Raw genomic sequence first — 14,180 nt, forward strand, 5'->3', positions numbered from 1 at the left:
TCGGGCCGACAGCGTGTCCGAGGCCCCAGTTTTGACATACGTCTGTCAAAACTGATTGACGTCTATCACCCCCTCTGGGAAGATCATTCTGGGAGGAGAATCATGAAAAGCCCCACGCTACATGATGTAGCGCGGTCAGCAGGTGTCAGCTATTCGACCGCTGATCGCGTTTTGAATGGACGGGGTGGCGTCGCAGAAAAATCTGCGCAGCGCGTTCAGCGTGCAATTGAAGAGCTTGGATATCGGCGTGACATTCACGCTGCCAATCTGTCGCGCAGGCGAAATTACCGTTTCCTTTTCCTTTTGCCGCGGGGCGACCACGGCTTCTTCACCACTCTGCGTGAGGCGCTTTTGCATGAAACGGTCAGGCGCCTTGTGGATCGGCTGGTCATAACGCATTACGACGTTCCGGCATTTGATGCCGAAGCGCTCGCTGCGGAATTGAGCAGGATCAATCCCGAGGATTACGACTGCGTCGCATTGATCGGCGTTGATTCCAATATTCTGGACGCTGCGATAGGCAGGCTGGTCGGGAAAGGACTGCCGGTCATTACGCTGGTATCCGACAGCGCCACCGATCTGCGGCAGTCCTATATCGGCATCGACAATGTGATCGCCGGGCGCACGGCCGGCCGCCTGATGTTGCTGACCCACAAGACCCGGACCGGCCGTATCCTGCCCATTCTGGGCACGATGGGCGTGCGCGACCACCGCGAGCGCCTGCAGGGCGCAACAGAGGTGATTTCCGCGCCCGGCTCTGGCCTTGAGATTCTTCCGCCCATCGAGGTGCAGGATCGCCCCGAGATCATGCTGGACCGGGTGAGTGAAATCCTGAAATCCGACCCCGCCATAACGGGGATCTATTCGATCGGCGGGGGCAACCGCGGATTGGTAGATCTTCTAAGCCGTATTGAAAGAAACCGCCCCGTCGTTGTCCTTCACGAACTGACACCAACCAGTCGCGCGGCCTTGAAGTGCGGCATGATCGATGCAGTCATCGACCAGAAACCCGCCGAAGAAATCAGCCGCGCCATCGACGCGATGCGCGCCATTGCGGATGACCTGCCTGCTCCTGACAGCCGCGTCGTCCCGACAATCTACTTGGCAGACAATCTGCCTGATCCAAATGCCAATGGAGGATGGACGTGAGCGACTATTTTGGAAGTATCGCCCCGCTGGGTTTTGCACCGGACAGCGATGGACTTGCGTTCCGTCACTACGATGAGGGCGAGATCGTGCTTGGCAAGCCGATGAAGGACCACCTGCGCTTTGCCGTCGCCTATTGGCACAGCTTCGGCTGGGAGGGCGGCGATCCCTTTGGCGGGCGCACCTTTGACCGGCCCTGGTTCCCCGCCGACACGATGGCGCTGGCCGAGGCGCGGGCGGATGCGGCCTTCGGCTTCTTCCGCATCCTCGGCGCGCCCTATTTCTGCTTTCACGACCACGACGTGCGCCCCGAAGGCGCCAGCCTGACCGAAAGCCGCGACCGGCTGAACCGCATCGCCGACATCTTCCAGCACAAGATGGAGGCGGGCGGGCCCAAGCTGCTGTGGGGCACCGCGAACCTCTTCTCGAACCGCCGCTACATGTCCGGCGCGGCGACCAACCCCGACCCGGATGTCTTTGCCTATGCCGCCGCGACGGTGCGCGATTGCCTTGACGTGACCCAGCGTCTGGGGGGCGAGAACTATGTGCTCTGGGGCGGGCGCGAAGGGTATGAGACGCTGCTGAACACTGATCTGGGGAAAGAGCTGGACCAGATGGGCCGCTTCCTGTCGATGGTCGTGGACTACAAGCACCGCATCGGCTTCAAGGGCGCGATCCTGATCGAGCCGAAGCCGCAGGAACCCACCAAGCACCAGTATGATTACGACGTCGCCACCGTCTACGGCTTCCTGCGCCGCTATGGGCTGGAGGATGAGGTGAAGGTGAATATCGAGCAGGGCCACGCGATCCTGGCGGGCCACAGCTTCGAGCATGAGATTTCGCTGGCCAATGCGCTTGGCATCTTCGGGTCCATCGACATGAACCGGAATGACCAGCAATCGGGCTGGGATACCGATCAGTTCCCCAACAACGTTCCCGAGGTGGCGCTGGCCTATTATGAGATCCTGAAGGGCGGCGGCTTCACCACTGGCGGTACCAATTTCGACTCCAAGCTCCGCCGCCAGTCGCTGGACGCCGAGGATCTGGTCGCCGCCCATGCCGGCGCGATGGATGTCTGTGCCCGCGGGCTGAAAGCTGCTGCCAAGATGCTGGAGGAGGGCCGCCTGGAGGCCGCGCGGGACGCGCGCTATGCCGGTTGGCAGGGCCAGGCCGCGCAGGCGATGCTGGCCCCGGGCGCGCGGCTGGAAGAGATCGCCGACGCTGCTGTTGCACGCGGACTTGATCCGCAGCCGGTCTCGGGCCGGCAGGAGCAACTTGAAAACCTCGTGAACCGTTACGTCTGAAGGGGGGAGCCATGAAGACGATCAAGGGACCGGCGCTGTTTCTGGCGCAATTTGCTGGCGATGACGCGCCGTTCAACTCGTGGGACAGCATCACCAGATGGGCCGCGGATTGTGGTTACAAGGGCGTGCAGGTGCCCAGTTGGGACGCGCGGCTGATCGACCTGTCGAAGGCCGCTGCCAGCAAGGACTACTGCGACGAGTTCAAGGGCGTAGCCGCCGCCAACGGGGTGGAGGTGACGGAGCTGTCCACCCACCTTCAGGGCCAACTGGTCGCCGTCCACCCCGCCTATGACGAGGCGTTTGACGGCTTTGCCGACCCTTCGGTGCGCGGCAATCCCAAGGCCCGGCAGGAATGGGCGGTGGATCAGGTCAAGAAGGCCCTCACCGCCTCGCGCAATATGGGGATTGACGCCCACGCCTCCTTCTCGGGCGCGCTCGCCTGGCCGTTTGTCTACCCCTGGCCGCAGCGCCCGGCGGGGCTGGTGGAGGCTGCCTTCGACGAACTGGCGAAGCGCTGGACGCCGATCCTTGACCATGCCGAGGAGTGCGGGGTCGATGTCTGCTATGAAATCCACCCCGGCGAAGACCTGCATGATGGTGACAGCTACGAGATGTTTCTTGAGCGGACGGGCAACCATGCCCGGGCCTGCATGCTGTACGACCCCTCGCACTACGTCCTGCAATGCCTTGATTATCTGGACAATATCGACATCTACAAGGACCGCATCCGCATGTTCCACGTCAAGGATGCCGAGTTCAACCCGACCGGGCGCAAGGGTGTCTATGGCGGCTATCAGGGCTGGACGAACCGCGCCGGGCGCTTCCGCAGCCTGGGCGACGGGCAGGTCGATTTCGGGGCGGTGTTTTCCAAGATGGCGGCGAACGACTTTGCCGGCTGGGCCGTGGTCGAATGGGAATGCTGCCTGAAGCATCCCGAAGACGGCGCGCGCGAGGGGGCGGAGTTCGTGAAGTCCCACATCATCCGCGTCACCGAAAAAGCCTTTGACGATTTCGCGGGCGGCGGCGCCGACGATGCCGCCAACCGCCGCATGCTGGGGATCTGAGCGATGGAGAAGATCAGATTGGGCATGGTCGGCGGCGGCAAGGATGCCTTCATCGGGGCGGTCCACCGCATCGCGGCGCGGATCGACGGCGATTATGATCTGGTGGCGGGGGCGCTGTCCTCGACCCCCGACAAGGCGCGCGAAAGCGGGCTGGCGCTCGGCCTCGCGCCGGATCGCTGCTATGGCAGCTTCGAGGAGATGGCAGAGCGCGAGGCGGCGCGGCCGGACGGCATTCAGGCGGTGTCGATCGTGACGCCGAACCACATGCACGCCGCCCCGGCCATCGCCTTCCTCAAGCGCGGCATCCATGTGATCTGCGACAAGCCGCTGACCGCGACGATAGAACAGGCGGACGAACTGGCGGCGGCGGTGCGGGCTTCAACGGCGCTGTTCATCCTCACCCACAACTACACCGGCTACCCGATGATCCGGCAGGCGCGGGACATGGTCGCGGCGGGCGATCTGGGCCGCATCCGCGTGGTGCAGGTGGAATACCCGCAGGACTGGCTGACCGAGGCGTCGGAGGCGACCGGCAGCAACAAGCAGGCCGAATGGCGCACCGACCCCGAACGCTCGGGCGCGGGCGGGTCCATCGGCGATATCGGCACCCATGCGCATAACCTGGCCTGCTTCGTCACTGGGCTGCGGGTGGAGAAACTGGCCGCCGATCTGCAATCCTTCGTGCCGGGGCGGCGGGTGGATGACAACGCCCATATCCTGCTGCGGTTTGAGGGCGGGGCACGTGGCAGCCTCTGGTGCAGCCAGGTCGCGCCGGGCAACGAGAATGCGCTGCGCCTGCGCGTCTATGGCGAGAAGGGCGGGCTCGACTGGGCGCAGGAGGATCCGAACTACCTGTGGCACACGCCCTTCGGCCAGCCCAAGCGGCTGCTGACACGGGGCGGGGCAGGGGCCTCGGCCGCGGCGGGCGCCGTCAGCCGCACGCCGGGGGGCCACCCCGAGGGCTATCTGGAGGGCTTCGCCAACATCTACGCAGGGGCGGCGCAGGCGATCCGCGCCGCGGCGAAGGGCGAGCGCGCGGCGGTGTTGGACGTGCTGCCGGGGCTCGAAGCGGGCCTCGCCGGGATGCGCTTCATCGCGGCCGCCGTTGCCTCGTCGCAGGACGATGCGGCCTGGGTGGCGCTGTGACGGAACCCGTGCTGTCCCTGTCCAATGTCAGCCGCAGCTTCGGCCCCATCGAGGTGCTGCACGGCGTCAGCATGGCGCTGCGCCCCGGCCGCGTCCATGCGCTGATCGGCGAGAACGGGGCGGGCAAGTCCACCACCATGAAGATCATCGCGGGCTACCAGCCCCCCAGCTCCGGCAGCGTGCATGTGGAGGGGCGCGAGACCGCCTTCGCCTCGATGGGCGAGGCCGAGGCGCTTGGCATTTCGCTGATCCATCAGGAGTTCAACCTCGCCGAGCAGCTGACCGCCGAGCAGAACATCTTCCTGGGGCAGGAGCTGAAACGCGGCTTGCTGCTGGACAAGCGCGCGATGCGGGAAAAAACGCACGAGTTGCTCGACCGGCTGGACTGCCGCGTGCCGACCGACCGTGTAGTCTCGCAGATGTCGAACTCCGACAAGCAGATGGTGGAGATTGCCAAGGCCCTGCTGCGCGACACCCGCGTGCTGATCATGGACGAGCCGACCGCGGTGCTGACCAAATCGGAAACCGCGGTGCTGATGCGGCAGGTGCGGGCCCTGCGCGACAAGGGCACGGCGGTGCTGTTCACCTCGCACAAGCTGGATGAAGTGCGCGAGATTGCCGATGACCTGACCATCATGCGCGACGGCTCGGTGGTGTTCTCCGGCCCCGCCGAGGGGATGGACGAACACGCGATGGCCACAGCGATGGTCGGGCGCGAGATGTCGGACCTGTTCCCGCCCAAGACCGGCAGCTTCGGCGACATGGCGCTGGAGGTGCGGGGACTGACGGTGCCGGGCTTTGCCGAAGATATCAACTTCACCCTGCGCCGCGGCGAGATCCTCGGTATCGCCGGGCTGATTGGGTCCGGGCGCACCGAAACCTTCGAGGGGCTCTGCGGCCTGCGCTCCGCCAGCGGCGAGGTGCGGATCAAGGGCCAGCCGGTGACCATCCGCCACCCTTGGGAGGCGCTGGACCTTGGCATGTGCTACCTGACCGAAGACCGCAAGACCCGCGGCCTGCTGTTGCAAAAGGGAATGCGCGAGAACCTGACCCTTCAGGCCCTGCACAGCTTCGCGCGCGGGCTGATCGACAAGGGGGCCGAAGAGACCGCCCTGACGAAGGCTATCGCCGAGTTCGACATCCGCGGCAGCCGCGGGGTGCGCGTCGGCAACCTGTCGGGCGGCAACCAGCAAAAGCTGCTGTTCGCCAAGACCATGCTGTCGAACCCCGACATCGTGATCATCGACGAGCCGACGCGCGGCATCGACATCGGCACCAAGCAGCAGATGTATGGCTTCATCCGCGGGCTGGCCGACCAAGGCCGGGCCATCGTCGTGATCTCGTCCGAGATGCAAGAGGTGATCGGCCTTGCCGACCGCGTTCTGGTGATGCGCCAGGGGCGCATTGCCGGCGAGGTTCAGGGCGCATCGCTCACCGAAGATGCCATCGTCCAGCTGGCGATGGGAGTGGGGCAACGCGCCCCGGTACTGGAGACTGCGCAATGACCGTCAAGCCTCAGGCCCGACCCAAGGTGTCGATGTCCGTGATCGGCCCGATCGCGGCGCTGATCGTGCTGATCGTGATGGGCGCACTGATGAACCCGAACTTTCTGGGCGTGGACAATATCAGCAACGTGCTGTCGCGTTCGGCCTTCATCGGCATCATCGCCGTCGGCATGACCTTCGTGATCACCGCCGGCGGGCTGGACCTGTCGGTCGGCTCGATGGCCGCTTTCGTGGCCGGGCTGATGATCCTGGTGATGAACGCGGCGCTGCCCTCGCTGGGGGTGGGGGTGCCGATCATTCTTCTGGGCATGGCGACGGCGCTGGTGGCGGGGCTGGTGGCGGGCTGGTTGAACGGGTTCCTGATTACCGTGCTGGGGATCGAGGCGTTCATCGTCACGCTCGGGTCCATGGGCATCTACCGCAGCCTGGTGACCTGGCTGGCCGATGGCGGCACGCTCAGCCTCGATTTCGGGCTGCGTACCTTCTACCAGCCGGTGTTTTATGGGGGCATCCTTGGGGTCAGTTGGCCGATCATCGTGTTCGCCGTGGTGGTGATCGTGGGCGAGATCGCCATGCGCTCGTCGGTCTTCGGCCGCCATTGCGCCGCCATCGGGTCCAACGATCAGGTTGCCAAATATTCCAGCGTCCGGGTGGGCCGGGTGCGGATGGCGACCTATGTGATCCTTGGCCTGCTCGTGGGCGTCGCCACCATCATGTATGTGCCGCGGCTTGGCTCTGCCTCTTCCTCCACCGGCGTGCTGTGGGAGCTGGAGGCGATTGCCGCGGTCATTATCGGGGGCACCTTGCTCAAGGGCGGCTTCGGCCGGGTCTGGGGCACGGTGATCGGGGTGCTGATCCTCACGCTGATCGGCAACATCCTGAACCTGACGGATTTCGTATCGCCCTACCTGAACGGAGCAATCCAGGGGCTGATCATCGTTCTCGCTGTGGTTCTGCAGCGCGAAAGCAAACCGGGGGTCTGACCCCGGCATCTAGGGAGGAGAATCCAATGAAACATCTCGTATCGGGGCTTGCCCTGTCGGTGGCGCTGGCCGTGCCGGCCATCGCGCAGGAAACCAAGGTGATCGGCGTGTCGATCCCGGCCGCGACGCATGGCTGGGCGGGCGGCATGAACTACTTTGCCCAGGCCGCCATCGACCGGCTGGAAGAGGCGTACCCGGAACTCGATTTCGTGCTCGCCACGGCCTCCGATCCCGGCAAGCAGGTGAACGACATCGAGGATATGGTCGCCACCCGCAACATCGACGCGCTGGTGGTGCTGCCGTTTGAATCGGAGCCGCTGACCGGCCCGGTGCAGAACGTCAAGGCCTCGGGCGCCTGGATCACGGTCGTGGACCGCGGCCTCTCGGTCCCCGGGATCGAAGACCTCTATGTCGCGGGCGACAACCCCGGCTTCGGCAGCGTCTCGGGCGAATACATGGCCTCGGCGATGCCAGATGGCGGCAAGATCGTCGTGCTGCGCGGCATCCCGACCACCATCGACAATGAGCGTGTGGAGGGCTTCGAGGCTGCCATCGAAGGCAAGAACATCGAAGTCATCGGCATGGAGCATGGCAACTGGAACCGCGATGACAGCTTCACCGTCATGCAGGACTTCCTGTCCAAGCACCCGCAGATCGACGCGGTTTGGGCGTCGGACGATGACATGGCCGTCGGCGTTCTGGCGGCCATCGAGGCGGCGGGCCGCGATGACGTCAAGTTCGTGCTCGGCGGCGCAGGCATGAAAGAGATGGTCAAGCGGGTGATGGACGGCGACACGATGATCCCGGCCAACGTGACCTATCCGCCGTCGATGATCGCCACCGCCATCGAGATTACGGCCGTCGGCCTCGTCTCGCAGGCCCCGGTTTCAGGGCAGTTCATCATCGGCTCGGTTCTGGTCACGCCGGAAAATGCGGCTGACTTCTACTACCCCGACAGCCCGTTCTGATCGGGCTCAAATGCTGCTGTCATGGCCGGGTCCGCCCGGTCATGATCACTGCCGCAGTGATAGTATCCCGGCGCCGACGATCAGCGCCATGCCGGCGGCCGAGGTCAGGTCTGGCACATCGGCAAAGAAGACCACCCCCCACAGCACCGCGAAAGCGACATAGGCAAAGTCGAACGCTCCGATCACAGCGGGCGGGCCGTTCTGATAGGCAATGGCAGCGCCGATGCTGCCGATCAGCAGGGCCGCCGCCAGCAGTGCCATCGACAGCCATTCCGCCATGCCCATGCTGGCCCAGGGCGCCAGCAGGAACCCCTGCCGCGCCTCGGCGGGGATCAGCGCGATACCGGCGGCGGCCACGCTTCCGGTGGCCACAAAGCAGATATTCAATGCCAGCGACAGGATCAGCGGGTTCTCGTCGCGGCAGCGCGTCCGCGTCAGGATCATCGCCCCGGCATAGAGCATGGCGGCAATCAGCGGCAGGATCGCCCAACCGTTGAAATCGCCCAATCCCGGCCGCAGGATCAAGAGCACGCCAAGAAAGCCGAGGGCGACGGCGATCCATCCGGCCCGGCTGATCCGCTCGCCGATGAACAGCGCCGAGAACAGGGTGATGAAGATCGGCAGCGTGTAATAGGCGGCCGCGGCCGCCGACAGCGACAGATGCGGCAGCGCCAGATAATAACAGATCCACATGGCGACCAGCGTCGCGCTGCGCAGCGCGACCCAGCCCGCCGCCTTTGGCGGACGCAGCGTGCTGCGCCCAGTCAGCGCGAGCAGGCAGGGAAGGGCGATCAGCGAGCGGATCACGAAGATCTGCCAGATCACGAAGCTGCTGCTGGTCAGCTTGATCAGCGCATCGCCAAGCGACAGCGCCAGCACCGTGACAAGGATCACGCTGACGGCCAGCGGCAGGTTGTCGGGTCGCCGTTCAGCACGCTGCATCGTCCGAAGCTCCCTGGTTTTTGGAACATTAGGCGAACAATCTGCGCGCGGCAAGGCGTGGCGGGCAGCCTTCCCGCTGCGCGAAAATCGGTAATGCTTCGCTCTGTGCCGAAGCATCCGCCGTGACATTGCCTCCATACCCTGCGGACCCTTCATGGAGTCTGCCCGCATGTCCCCCCTGCCGTTCGCCGCATCCCGCCCGTTCTTCGGCTGGCACGTCGTCGCCGCCACCTTCTTGCTCGCCATCTTCGGCTGGGGCGTCGGCTTCTATGGCCCGCCGGTCTTCCTTTATGCCGTGGTCGAGCGCACGGGCTGGCCTGTGGCGCTGGTTTCGGCCGCAGTCACCGTGCATTTTCTTGTGGGTGCGTTCGTCGTTGCCAACCTCCCGCGTCTCTATCGCCGGCTGGGTGTGCCGCAGGTCACGGTGCTGGGTGCAGTGCTGCTGGCCCTTGGCGTGATGGGGTGGGCCCTTGCCGCCGCGCCGTGGCAGCTGTTCGCCGCAGCGCCGGTCAGCGGAGCCGGCTGGGTTGGCATGGGCGCGGCGGCGGTGAACGCGCTGGTCGCGCCGTGGTTCAGCCTGCGCCGCCCGGCTGCGCTGGGGATGGCCTATAACGGCGCCAGCCTGGGCGGGGTGCTGTTCTCGCCGCTGTGGATCACGCTGATCGCGGGGATCGGCTTTGCCGCCGCCGCCTTGGCCGTTGGCGGGGCGATGTTGGCGGTGATTGTCCTGCTGGCGGTGCTGGTGTTCTCGCGCACGCCCGAAGGCATGGGGCAGCACCCGGACGGGGCAGGGGCGCCCGTGGCGCCGCCGGCGGTGCGCGTGCCGTCAGGGCGTCTGTCCCTCTGGCGCGACCGCAGGTTCCTGACGCTGGCCGCGGGGATGATGCTCGGCCTCTTCGCGCAGATCGGACTGCTGGCGCATCTGTTCTCGCTGCTGGTGCCGGTGCTGGGGGAGGGCGGGGCCGGCCTGGCGATGGGCGGCGCTACACTCGCGGCGATCCTCGGGCGCTCGCTGGTGGGCTGGGCGATGCCTGCCTCGACGGACCGCAGGTTGGTCGCCTGCATGAGCTATGGCGTGCAAGTGCTTGGCTCACTTATATTTCTGGCCGCTGCGGGGACGGGCGGGGGCTGGCTGATCCTCGGCCTCGCGCTGTTCGGCCTTGGCATCGGCAATGCTACCTCGCTACCGCCGCTTATAGCGCAGCAGGAGTTTGCGCCCAAGGATGCGGCGCGGGTGGTGCCGCTGATCGTGGCGATCGGACAGGCGGGCTATGCCTTCGCGCCCGCCGCCTTCGGCCTGCTGCGCGGCGGTGCGGGTGGCGAGGCGGCGCTGTTCGCCTGTGCCGCCGCCGTGCAGCTGGCGGCGATTGGGTGCTTCCTTGCAGGGCGCGGTACCCGCACGGCCTGACCGGCCGCCGTGCCTTTCTGGCCGAGACAGGGCATGATGCCGGGCGCCCGACTTTTTCGCGAAGGCAACGGTTCGCCACGTGATCCAGATCAAGGCGAAAGCTGTGCCGCCCGCCTACCAATCCTCACGGAAACGCGAGACATTGCGGGAGCAACCCATGATCCGTCTCTTTCTCATCATCTACACTTTGGCTGCGACCACGCTGTCCGGCACGGCCATCGTTGCGGCGCTGACCGTGGGCCGGGTCGATGCCGTCTCGATCATCGTCGCCGCTGTCGCGGGTGCCGTCGTCGCGCTGCCGGTGTCGTGGTTCGTCGCCAAGCAGCTGATGCAGGACGCCTGAGCAAGCCGTCCGCCGCGATATGGAATGCATATGGAACCCATATGTATTCCATATGCATACAAAATGCGTCGGGTATTACCGCGAGGCCCTGCCGGGCCGAACCTGTCAGCACCCTGCCAGCGGCGAAAGCCGGCCGGCAGTGCGCCCTTTCCGCCGCGACATCGTGCTAGCGACGGAACGGGCGGGGCCGTGCGATCAACGCTTGGGGCGCGCCAGACCTGAGCCTGACCCCGATCTTCCGCCGGGCAAGGCCGGCACCCAAGATGGAGAGAGCCATGACAGAGCCAACAGGATATTCGAAACCCCAGATCCGCCTGCACTGGATCGTTGCACTGCTGATCGTGCCGCAATTCGTGCTGCATGACGGGATTTCGGCGGCATGGGCCGCGCTTGGCAAGGGGCTGGAGCCAGCCTTCGACCCGCTTGTCCCGCTGCATGTGGCGGGCGGGCTGCTGATCGCGGCGCTGGTGCTGTGGCGGATCGTGCTGCGCAGCCGCCGTGCCGCGCCGCCCTTGCCTGAAGGCGAGCATCCCGCGCTGAAACTCGTGGCCAAGGTCACGCATGGCGGGCTTTACGCGCTGCTGCTGGCGCTGCCGCTGTCGGGCGCGGTGGCATGGTTCGGCGGCGTGGGGGCGGCTGGTGATGCGCATGGGGTGATGAAGACCCTGCTGCTGGCGCTGGTCGTGCTGCATGTCGTGGGCGCGCTCTACCACCAGTTCGTGCTGAAGGACGGGCTGCTGCTGCGGATGAAGACCCCCGCCCCTTGATCGGGGCGGCTACTCGCCGAACTGTAGCCGGCTGAGGCTGGCGTAGATGCCGTTCTGCGCCACCAGTTCGTCATGCCGGCCCTGTTCCACGACATGGCCGGCCTGCATCACCACGATCTTGTCGGCATTGCGCACCGTCGCCAGCCGGTGCGCAATGACCAGCGTGGTGCGCCCGCTCGCCAGCCGTTCCAGCGCGTCCTGCACCATCCGTTCGGATGCCGCATCGAGCGCGCTTGTCGCCTCGTCCAGCAGCAGGATCGGCGCATCGCGCAGCAGGGCGCGGGCGATGGCAACGCGCTGGCGCTGGCCGCCCGACAGGGCAGAGCCGCGGGGGCCGGCGGGGGTGTCGAGCCCGGCGGGGAGGCCCGCCACGAAATCGGTCAGATGAGCGGAGTCGAGCGCGGCAGCCAGCTGCGCCTCGGTCACGTCGGTGCGGCCCAGAAGGATGTTGTCGCGGATGGTCTCGTCAAACAGGGCAGTGTCCTGCGCCACGACGGAATAGAGCCCGCGCAGGTCGGACAGATCGAGATCGCGCAGGTCCTGCCCGGCGACGGTGACGCGGCCGGTATCGGGGTCGATCATCCGGGTCAGCAGCTTGAAGAGGGTGGTCTTGCCCGCGCCCGAGGGGCCGACGATGGCGGTGGTCTGCCCGGGCTCGGCGGTGAAGCCAAGGTCGTTCAGCACCGGCGCTGTGCCATAGCCGAAGCTGACCCCTTCAAAGGCCAGCCGCATTGCGCCGCGCTCGGTTGGCGCGGGCAGGGGCTTGGCGGGCGAGGTGACACGCGGCGCGATCTGCAAGAGCTGCACCACCCGGTCGAGCGAGGCGCGCGTGCTTTGCCAGGCACCCGAGATGGCGCCCAGCCGGCGCAGCGGGTCGAAGACCGCGGCCATGGCAATGAAGAAGGTCATGAACTCGCCCACGGTCTTCTCGCCGCCGATGATCTCATAGCCGCCATAGGTCAGCACGCCGGCCAGCCCGATCGCCGCCACAAGGTCGATCAGTGCCGGGATTGCCGCCGATCCGGTCTCGGCCCGGACCTGTTGCTTGACATAGCGTTGCTGGGCCTGGGTGTAGCGGTCGGCCTCGCGCGCCTCGATGCCATTGATCTGGATCGTTGCGACGCCGTGGAAGATTTCATCGAGCCGCGTCGCATTGTCGGCGGCGGCGACGCGGGCCTTGCGGCTGGTGCGCCGCACCAGCTTTTGCAGCGCCATGATCGGCAGCAGCAGCAGCGGCACGCCCGCCACGGCCACCAGCGTCCACATCGGGTCGATCCACAACACCACCGCCAGCACCGAGATCAGCGCGGACAGATCGCGCCCCAGCGCCGCGATGACCTGGCTGGCAAGGTTGCGGATCGCGCCGCTGTCGCCGCGGGTGCGCTCGATCAGGCTGCCCGGTGGGTGGATCGTGTAGAAGGACTGGTCGAGCGTCAGCAGGTGCCGCAGGACATTGCCCTGCATCGCCTGCACGATGCGCTCTCCCAGCCGCGCCATGATGGCCTTGTGCGCCAGGCTGGTCAGCGCCCGCAGCACGAAGACGCCGCCGACCATCAGCGCGACCCAGATCACCGCCTCGGACGAGCCGCCGACGAAGACCCGGTCGAACATCGGCTTCACCAGATAGGACAGTGCCCCCACGGTCGCGCCTTCGACCGACATCAGCAGCATGGCGACCGCAAACCACCAGCGCCAGGGCCGCAGGTAATCGCGCCACAGCCAGCGGATCAGTTGCGGGCCGGTCATGGCCGGTCCTCGGGGTCGGCCTCGATCTTCACGTCGGGGGCCGCGAGGTCGGGCGGCAGGGGGGCTGCGGCTTCCGGCGCGCTGGCCAGCACAGCTTCGGCTGCCGCCGCCACCCCGGGGGCAGGGATGCCCTTGCGCGCCGCCAGCCAGTCCTTGAAGGACCGCGTCACCGCCTTGGGGTCATATTCCGTGCGCACCCAGTCCATCAGGCTGATGCCGGTCTGGCGGTGCGCCTCGTCATAGACGCGCAGGAAATGGTCCAGCACCCCGGTGGGCGTGGTCTTGAGGTGCAAGAAGCGCCAGTCGAGCTGCCGGGCCGCCTCGGCCACCGGGCGGTTCTCGATCATCATCAGGTAGAGCGCCGAGGCAAATCCGGCGCGGTCCGAGCCGGATTTGCAATGCATCAGCAGGGGGCGGTCGAGGGTGCGGAACAGATGCTCCAGCTCGATCAGCGTCTCGGCGCTGGGCAGGCGCTTGGCGTAGAGCCGGATGCTGACAAGGGTGATCCCCTCGCGCAGCGCCGCCTCGCGCTCCAGCAGGTTGAAGCTGAGGGGAACATCGCCGCGCAGGCTGAGCACGGTGTGGATGCCGCGGGCCTTGAGGCGCTTCATTCGTGCGGGCGAGGGCTGGTTGGAGCGGTAGACGCCCTCCGCGACCTTGGCGGCATTGGTCCAGAACACGCGCAGGAAGGCATGATCGAACAGCTGGAAATGCAGCAGATGCCGACGGCGGCCTTCGGGCGCGTCAAGGCCGGGGCCGGCCGGATCGCTCAGCCGGGCTTCAAAGCGCTTGTGCAGGGTCTTCAGCCGGCTGAACATCGCGTCTCCGGATCGGGCAGGGGCGGGGCGGGACGGGCCC

Annotated in this window: 13 protein-coding genes; 10 read left to right on the forward strand and 3 right to left on the reverse strand. The window is 66.4% G+C overall.

The features are described from left to right. Positions 1-102 precede the first annotated feature (102 nt). Genes Q8S30_RS09825 through Q8S30_RS09855 form a run of 7 tightly spaced genes read left to right on the forward strand, consistent with a single transcriptional unit; the run spans position 103 to position 8,116 of the window. The gene (locus tag Q8S30_RS09825) at positions 103-1,149 is read left to right on the forward strand and encodes a LacI family DNA-binding transcriptional regulator (protein ID WP_305665848.1); all 1,047 of its coding nucleotides are present in this window, start codon (positions 103-105) and stop codon (positions 1,147-1,149) included. Further along, the gene (xylA, locus tag Q8S30_RS09830; protein ID WP_371135484.1) at positions 1,140-2,450 is read left to right on the forward strand and encodes a xylose isomerase; all 1,311 of its coding nucleotides are present in this window, start codon (positions 1,140-1,142) and stop codon (positions 2,448-2,450) included. The genes Q8S30_RS09825 and xylA overlap by 10 nt, the downstream gene beginning before the upstream one ends. 11 nt (positions 2,451-2,461) lie before the next feature. Continuing rightward, entirely contained in the window at positions 2,462-3,514 is a 1,053-nt protein-coding gene (locus tag Q8S30_RS09835) for a sugar phosphate isomerase/epimerase (RefSeq protein WP_305665850.1), read from the forward strand. A gap of 3 nt (positions 3,515-3,517) precedes the next feature. After that, on the forward strand, positions 3,518-4,660 hold the full coding sequence (locus Q8S30_RS09840; protein ID WP_305665851.1) for a Gfo/Idh/MocA family protein: 1,143 nt from the start codon (positions 3,518-3,520) through the stop codon (positions 4,658-4,660). After that, positions 4,657-6,165 carry a sugar ABC transporter ATP-binding protein gene (locus Q8S30_RS09845; protein ID WP_305665852.1) on the forward strand — a complete coding sequence of 503 codons (1,509 nt, stop codon included), beginning with the start codon at positions 4,657-4,659 and terminating at the stop codon, positions 6,163-6,165. The genes Q8S30_RS09840 and Q8S30_RS09845 overlap by 4 nt, the downstream gene beginning before the upstream one ends. Beyond that, positions 6,162-7,148, forward strand: coding sequence for an ABC transporter permease (locus Q8S30_RS09850; protein WP_305665853.1), 987 nt, complete (start codon positions 6,162-6,164; stop codon positions 7,146-7,148). The genes Q8S30_RS09845 and Q8S30_RS09850 overlap by 4 nt, the downstream gene beginning before the upstream one ends. 26 nt (positions 7,149-7,174) lie before the next feature. Next, a complete protein-coding gene (locus Q8S30_RS09855; protein ID WP_305665854.1) occupies positions 7,175-8,116 on the forward strand; it encodes an ABC transporter substrate-binding protein in 942 nt (313 codons plus the stop codon). 45 nt (positions 8,117-8,161) lie between these two features. Here Q8S30_RS09855 and Q8S30_RS09860 read toward each other — a convergent pair whose 3' ends face one another. Further along, positions 8,162-9,058, reverse strand: coding sequence for a DMT family transporter (locus tag Q8S30_RS09860; protein ID WP_305665855.1), 897 nt, complete (start codon positions 9,056-9,058; stop codon positions 8,162-8,164). Between the two features lie 169 nt (positions 9,059-9,227). Here Q8S30_RS09860 and Q8S30_RS09865 point away from each other — a divergent pair, with 169 nt between their 5' ends. The 3 genes from Q8S30_RS09865 (at position 9,228) to Q8S30_RS09875 (ending at position 11,576) form a co-directional block, all read left to right on the forward strand. Beyond that, the gene (locus Q8S30_RS09865; protein WP_305665856.1) at positions 9,228-10,466 is read left to right on the forward strand and encodes an MFS transporter; all 1,239 of its coding nucleotides are present in this window, start codon (positions 9,228-9,230) and stop codon (positions 10,464-10,466) included. Positions 10,467-10,623: 157 nt separating this feature from the next. Then, positions 10,624-10,809 carry a hypothetical protein gene (locus Q8S30_RS09870; RefSeq protein ID WP_305665857.1) on the forward strand — a complete coding sequence of 62 codons (186 nt, stop codon included), beginning with the start codon at positions 10,624-10,626 and terminating at the stop codon, positions 10,807-10,809. A gap of 275 nt (positions 10,810-11,084) precedes the next feature. Beyond that, the gene (locus Q8S30_RS09875; RefSeq protein WP_305665858.1) at positions 11,085-11,576 is read left to right on the forward strand and encodes a cytochrome b; all 492 of its coding nucleotides are present in this window, start codon (positions 11,085-11,087) and stop codon (positions 11,574-11,576) included. A gap of 9 nt (positions 11,577-11,585) precedes the next feature. Here the strand turns inward: Q8S30_RS09875 and Q8S30_RS09880 are convergent, their stop codons facing one another. Both Q8S30_RS09880 and Q8S30_RS09885 read right to left on the reverse strand, forming a co-directional pair. Then, positions 11,586-13,322, reverse strand: coding sequence for an ABC transporter ATP-binding protein (locus tag Q8S30_RS09880; protein ID WP_305665859.1), 1,737 nt, complete (start codon positions 13,320-13,322; stop codon positions 11,586-11,588). After that, positions 13,319-14,140, reverse strand: a complete 822-nt coding sequence (locus Q8S30_RS09885) for a tyrosine-protein phosphatase (RefSeq protein WP_305665860.1) — start codon at positions 14,138-14,140, stop codon at positions 13,319-13,321. The genes Q8S30_RS09880 and Q8S30_RS09885 overlap by 4 nt, the downstream gene beginning before the upstream one ends. Between the last annotated feature and the right edge of the window lie 40 nt (positions 14,141-14,180).

It is taken from the genome of Frigidibacter sp., assembly GCF_030695035.1.
Lineage (GTDB): Bacteria > Pseudomonadota > Alphaproteobacteria > Rhodobacterales > Rhodobacteraceae > Frigidibacter.

Bases quoted from the DNA above. Each gene is read 5' to 3' on its own strand.
- Q8S30_RS09840 (WP_305665851.1), top strand. From the start codon at position 3,518: ATGGAGAAGATCAGATTGGGCATGGTCGGCGGCGGCAAGGATGCCTTC.
- Q8S30_RS09885 (WP_305665860.1), bottom strand. From the start codon at position 14,140: ATGTTCAGCCGGCTGAAGACCCTGCACAAGCGCTTTGAAGCCCGGCTG.
- Q8S30_RS09875 (WP_305665858.1), top strand. From the start codon at position 11,085: ATGACAGAGCCAACAGGATATTCGAAACCCCAGATCCGCCTGCACTGG.
- Q8S30_RS09880 (WP_305665859.1), bottom strand. From the start codon at position 13,322: ATGACCGGCCCGCAACTGATCCGCTGGCTGTGGCGCGATTACCTGCGG.
- Q8S30_RS09860 (WP_305665855.1), bottom strand. From the start codon at position 9,058: ATGCAGCGTGCTGAACGGCGACCCGACAACCTGCCGCTGGCCGTCAGC.
- Q8S30_RS09870 (WP_305665857.1), top strand. From the start codon at position 10,624: ATGATCCGTCTCTTTCTCATCATCTACACTTTGGCTGCGACCACGCTG.
- Q8S30_RS09835 (WP_305665850.1), top strand. From the start codon at position 2,462: ATGAAGACGATCAAGGGACCGGCGCTGTTTCTGGCGCAATTTGCTGGC.
- Q8S30_RS09865 (WP_305665856.1), top strand. From the start codon at position 9,228: ATGTCCCCCCTGCCGTTCGCCGCATCCCGCCCGTTCTTCGGCTGGCAC.
- Q8S30_RS09855 (WP_305665854.1), top strand. From the start codon at position 7,175: ATGAAACATCTCGTATCGGGGCTTGCCCTGTCGGTGGCGCTGGCCGTG.
- Q8S30_RS09825 (WP_305665848.1), top strand. From the start codon at position 103: ATGAAAAGCCCCACGCTACATGATGTAGCGCGGTCAGCAGGTGTCAGC.
- xylA (WP_371135484.1), top strand. From the start codon at position 1,140: ATGGACGTGAGCGACTATTTTGGAAGTATCGCCCCGCTGGGTTTTGCA.
- Q8S30_RS09850 (WP_305665853.1), top strand. From the start codon at position 6,162: ATGACCGTCAAGCCTCAGGCCCGACCCAAGGTGTCGATGTCCGTGATC.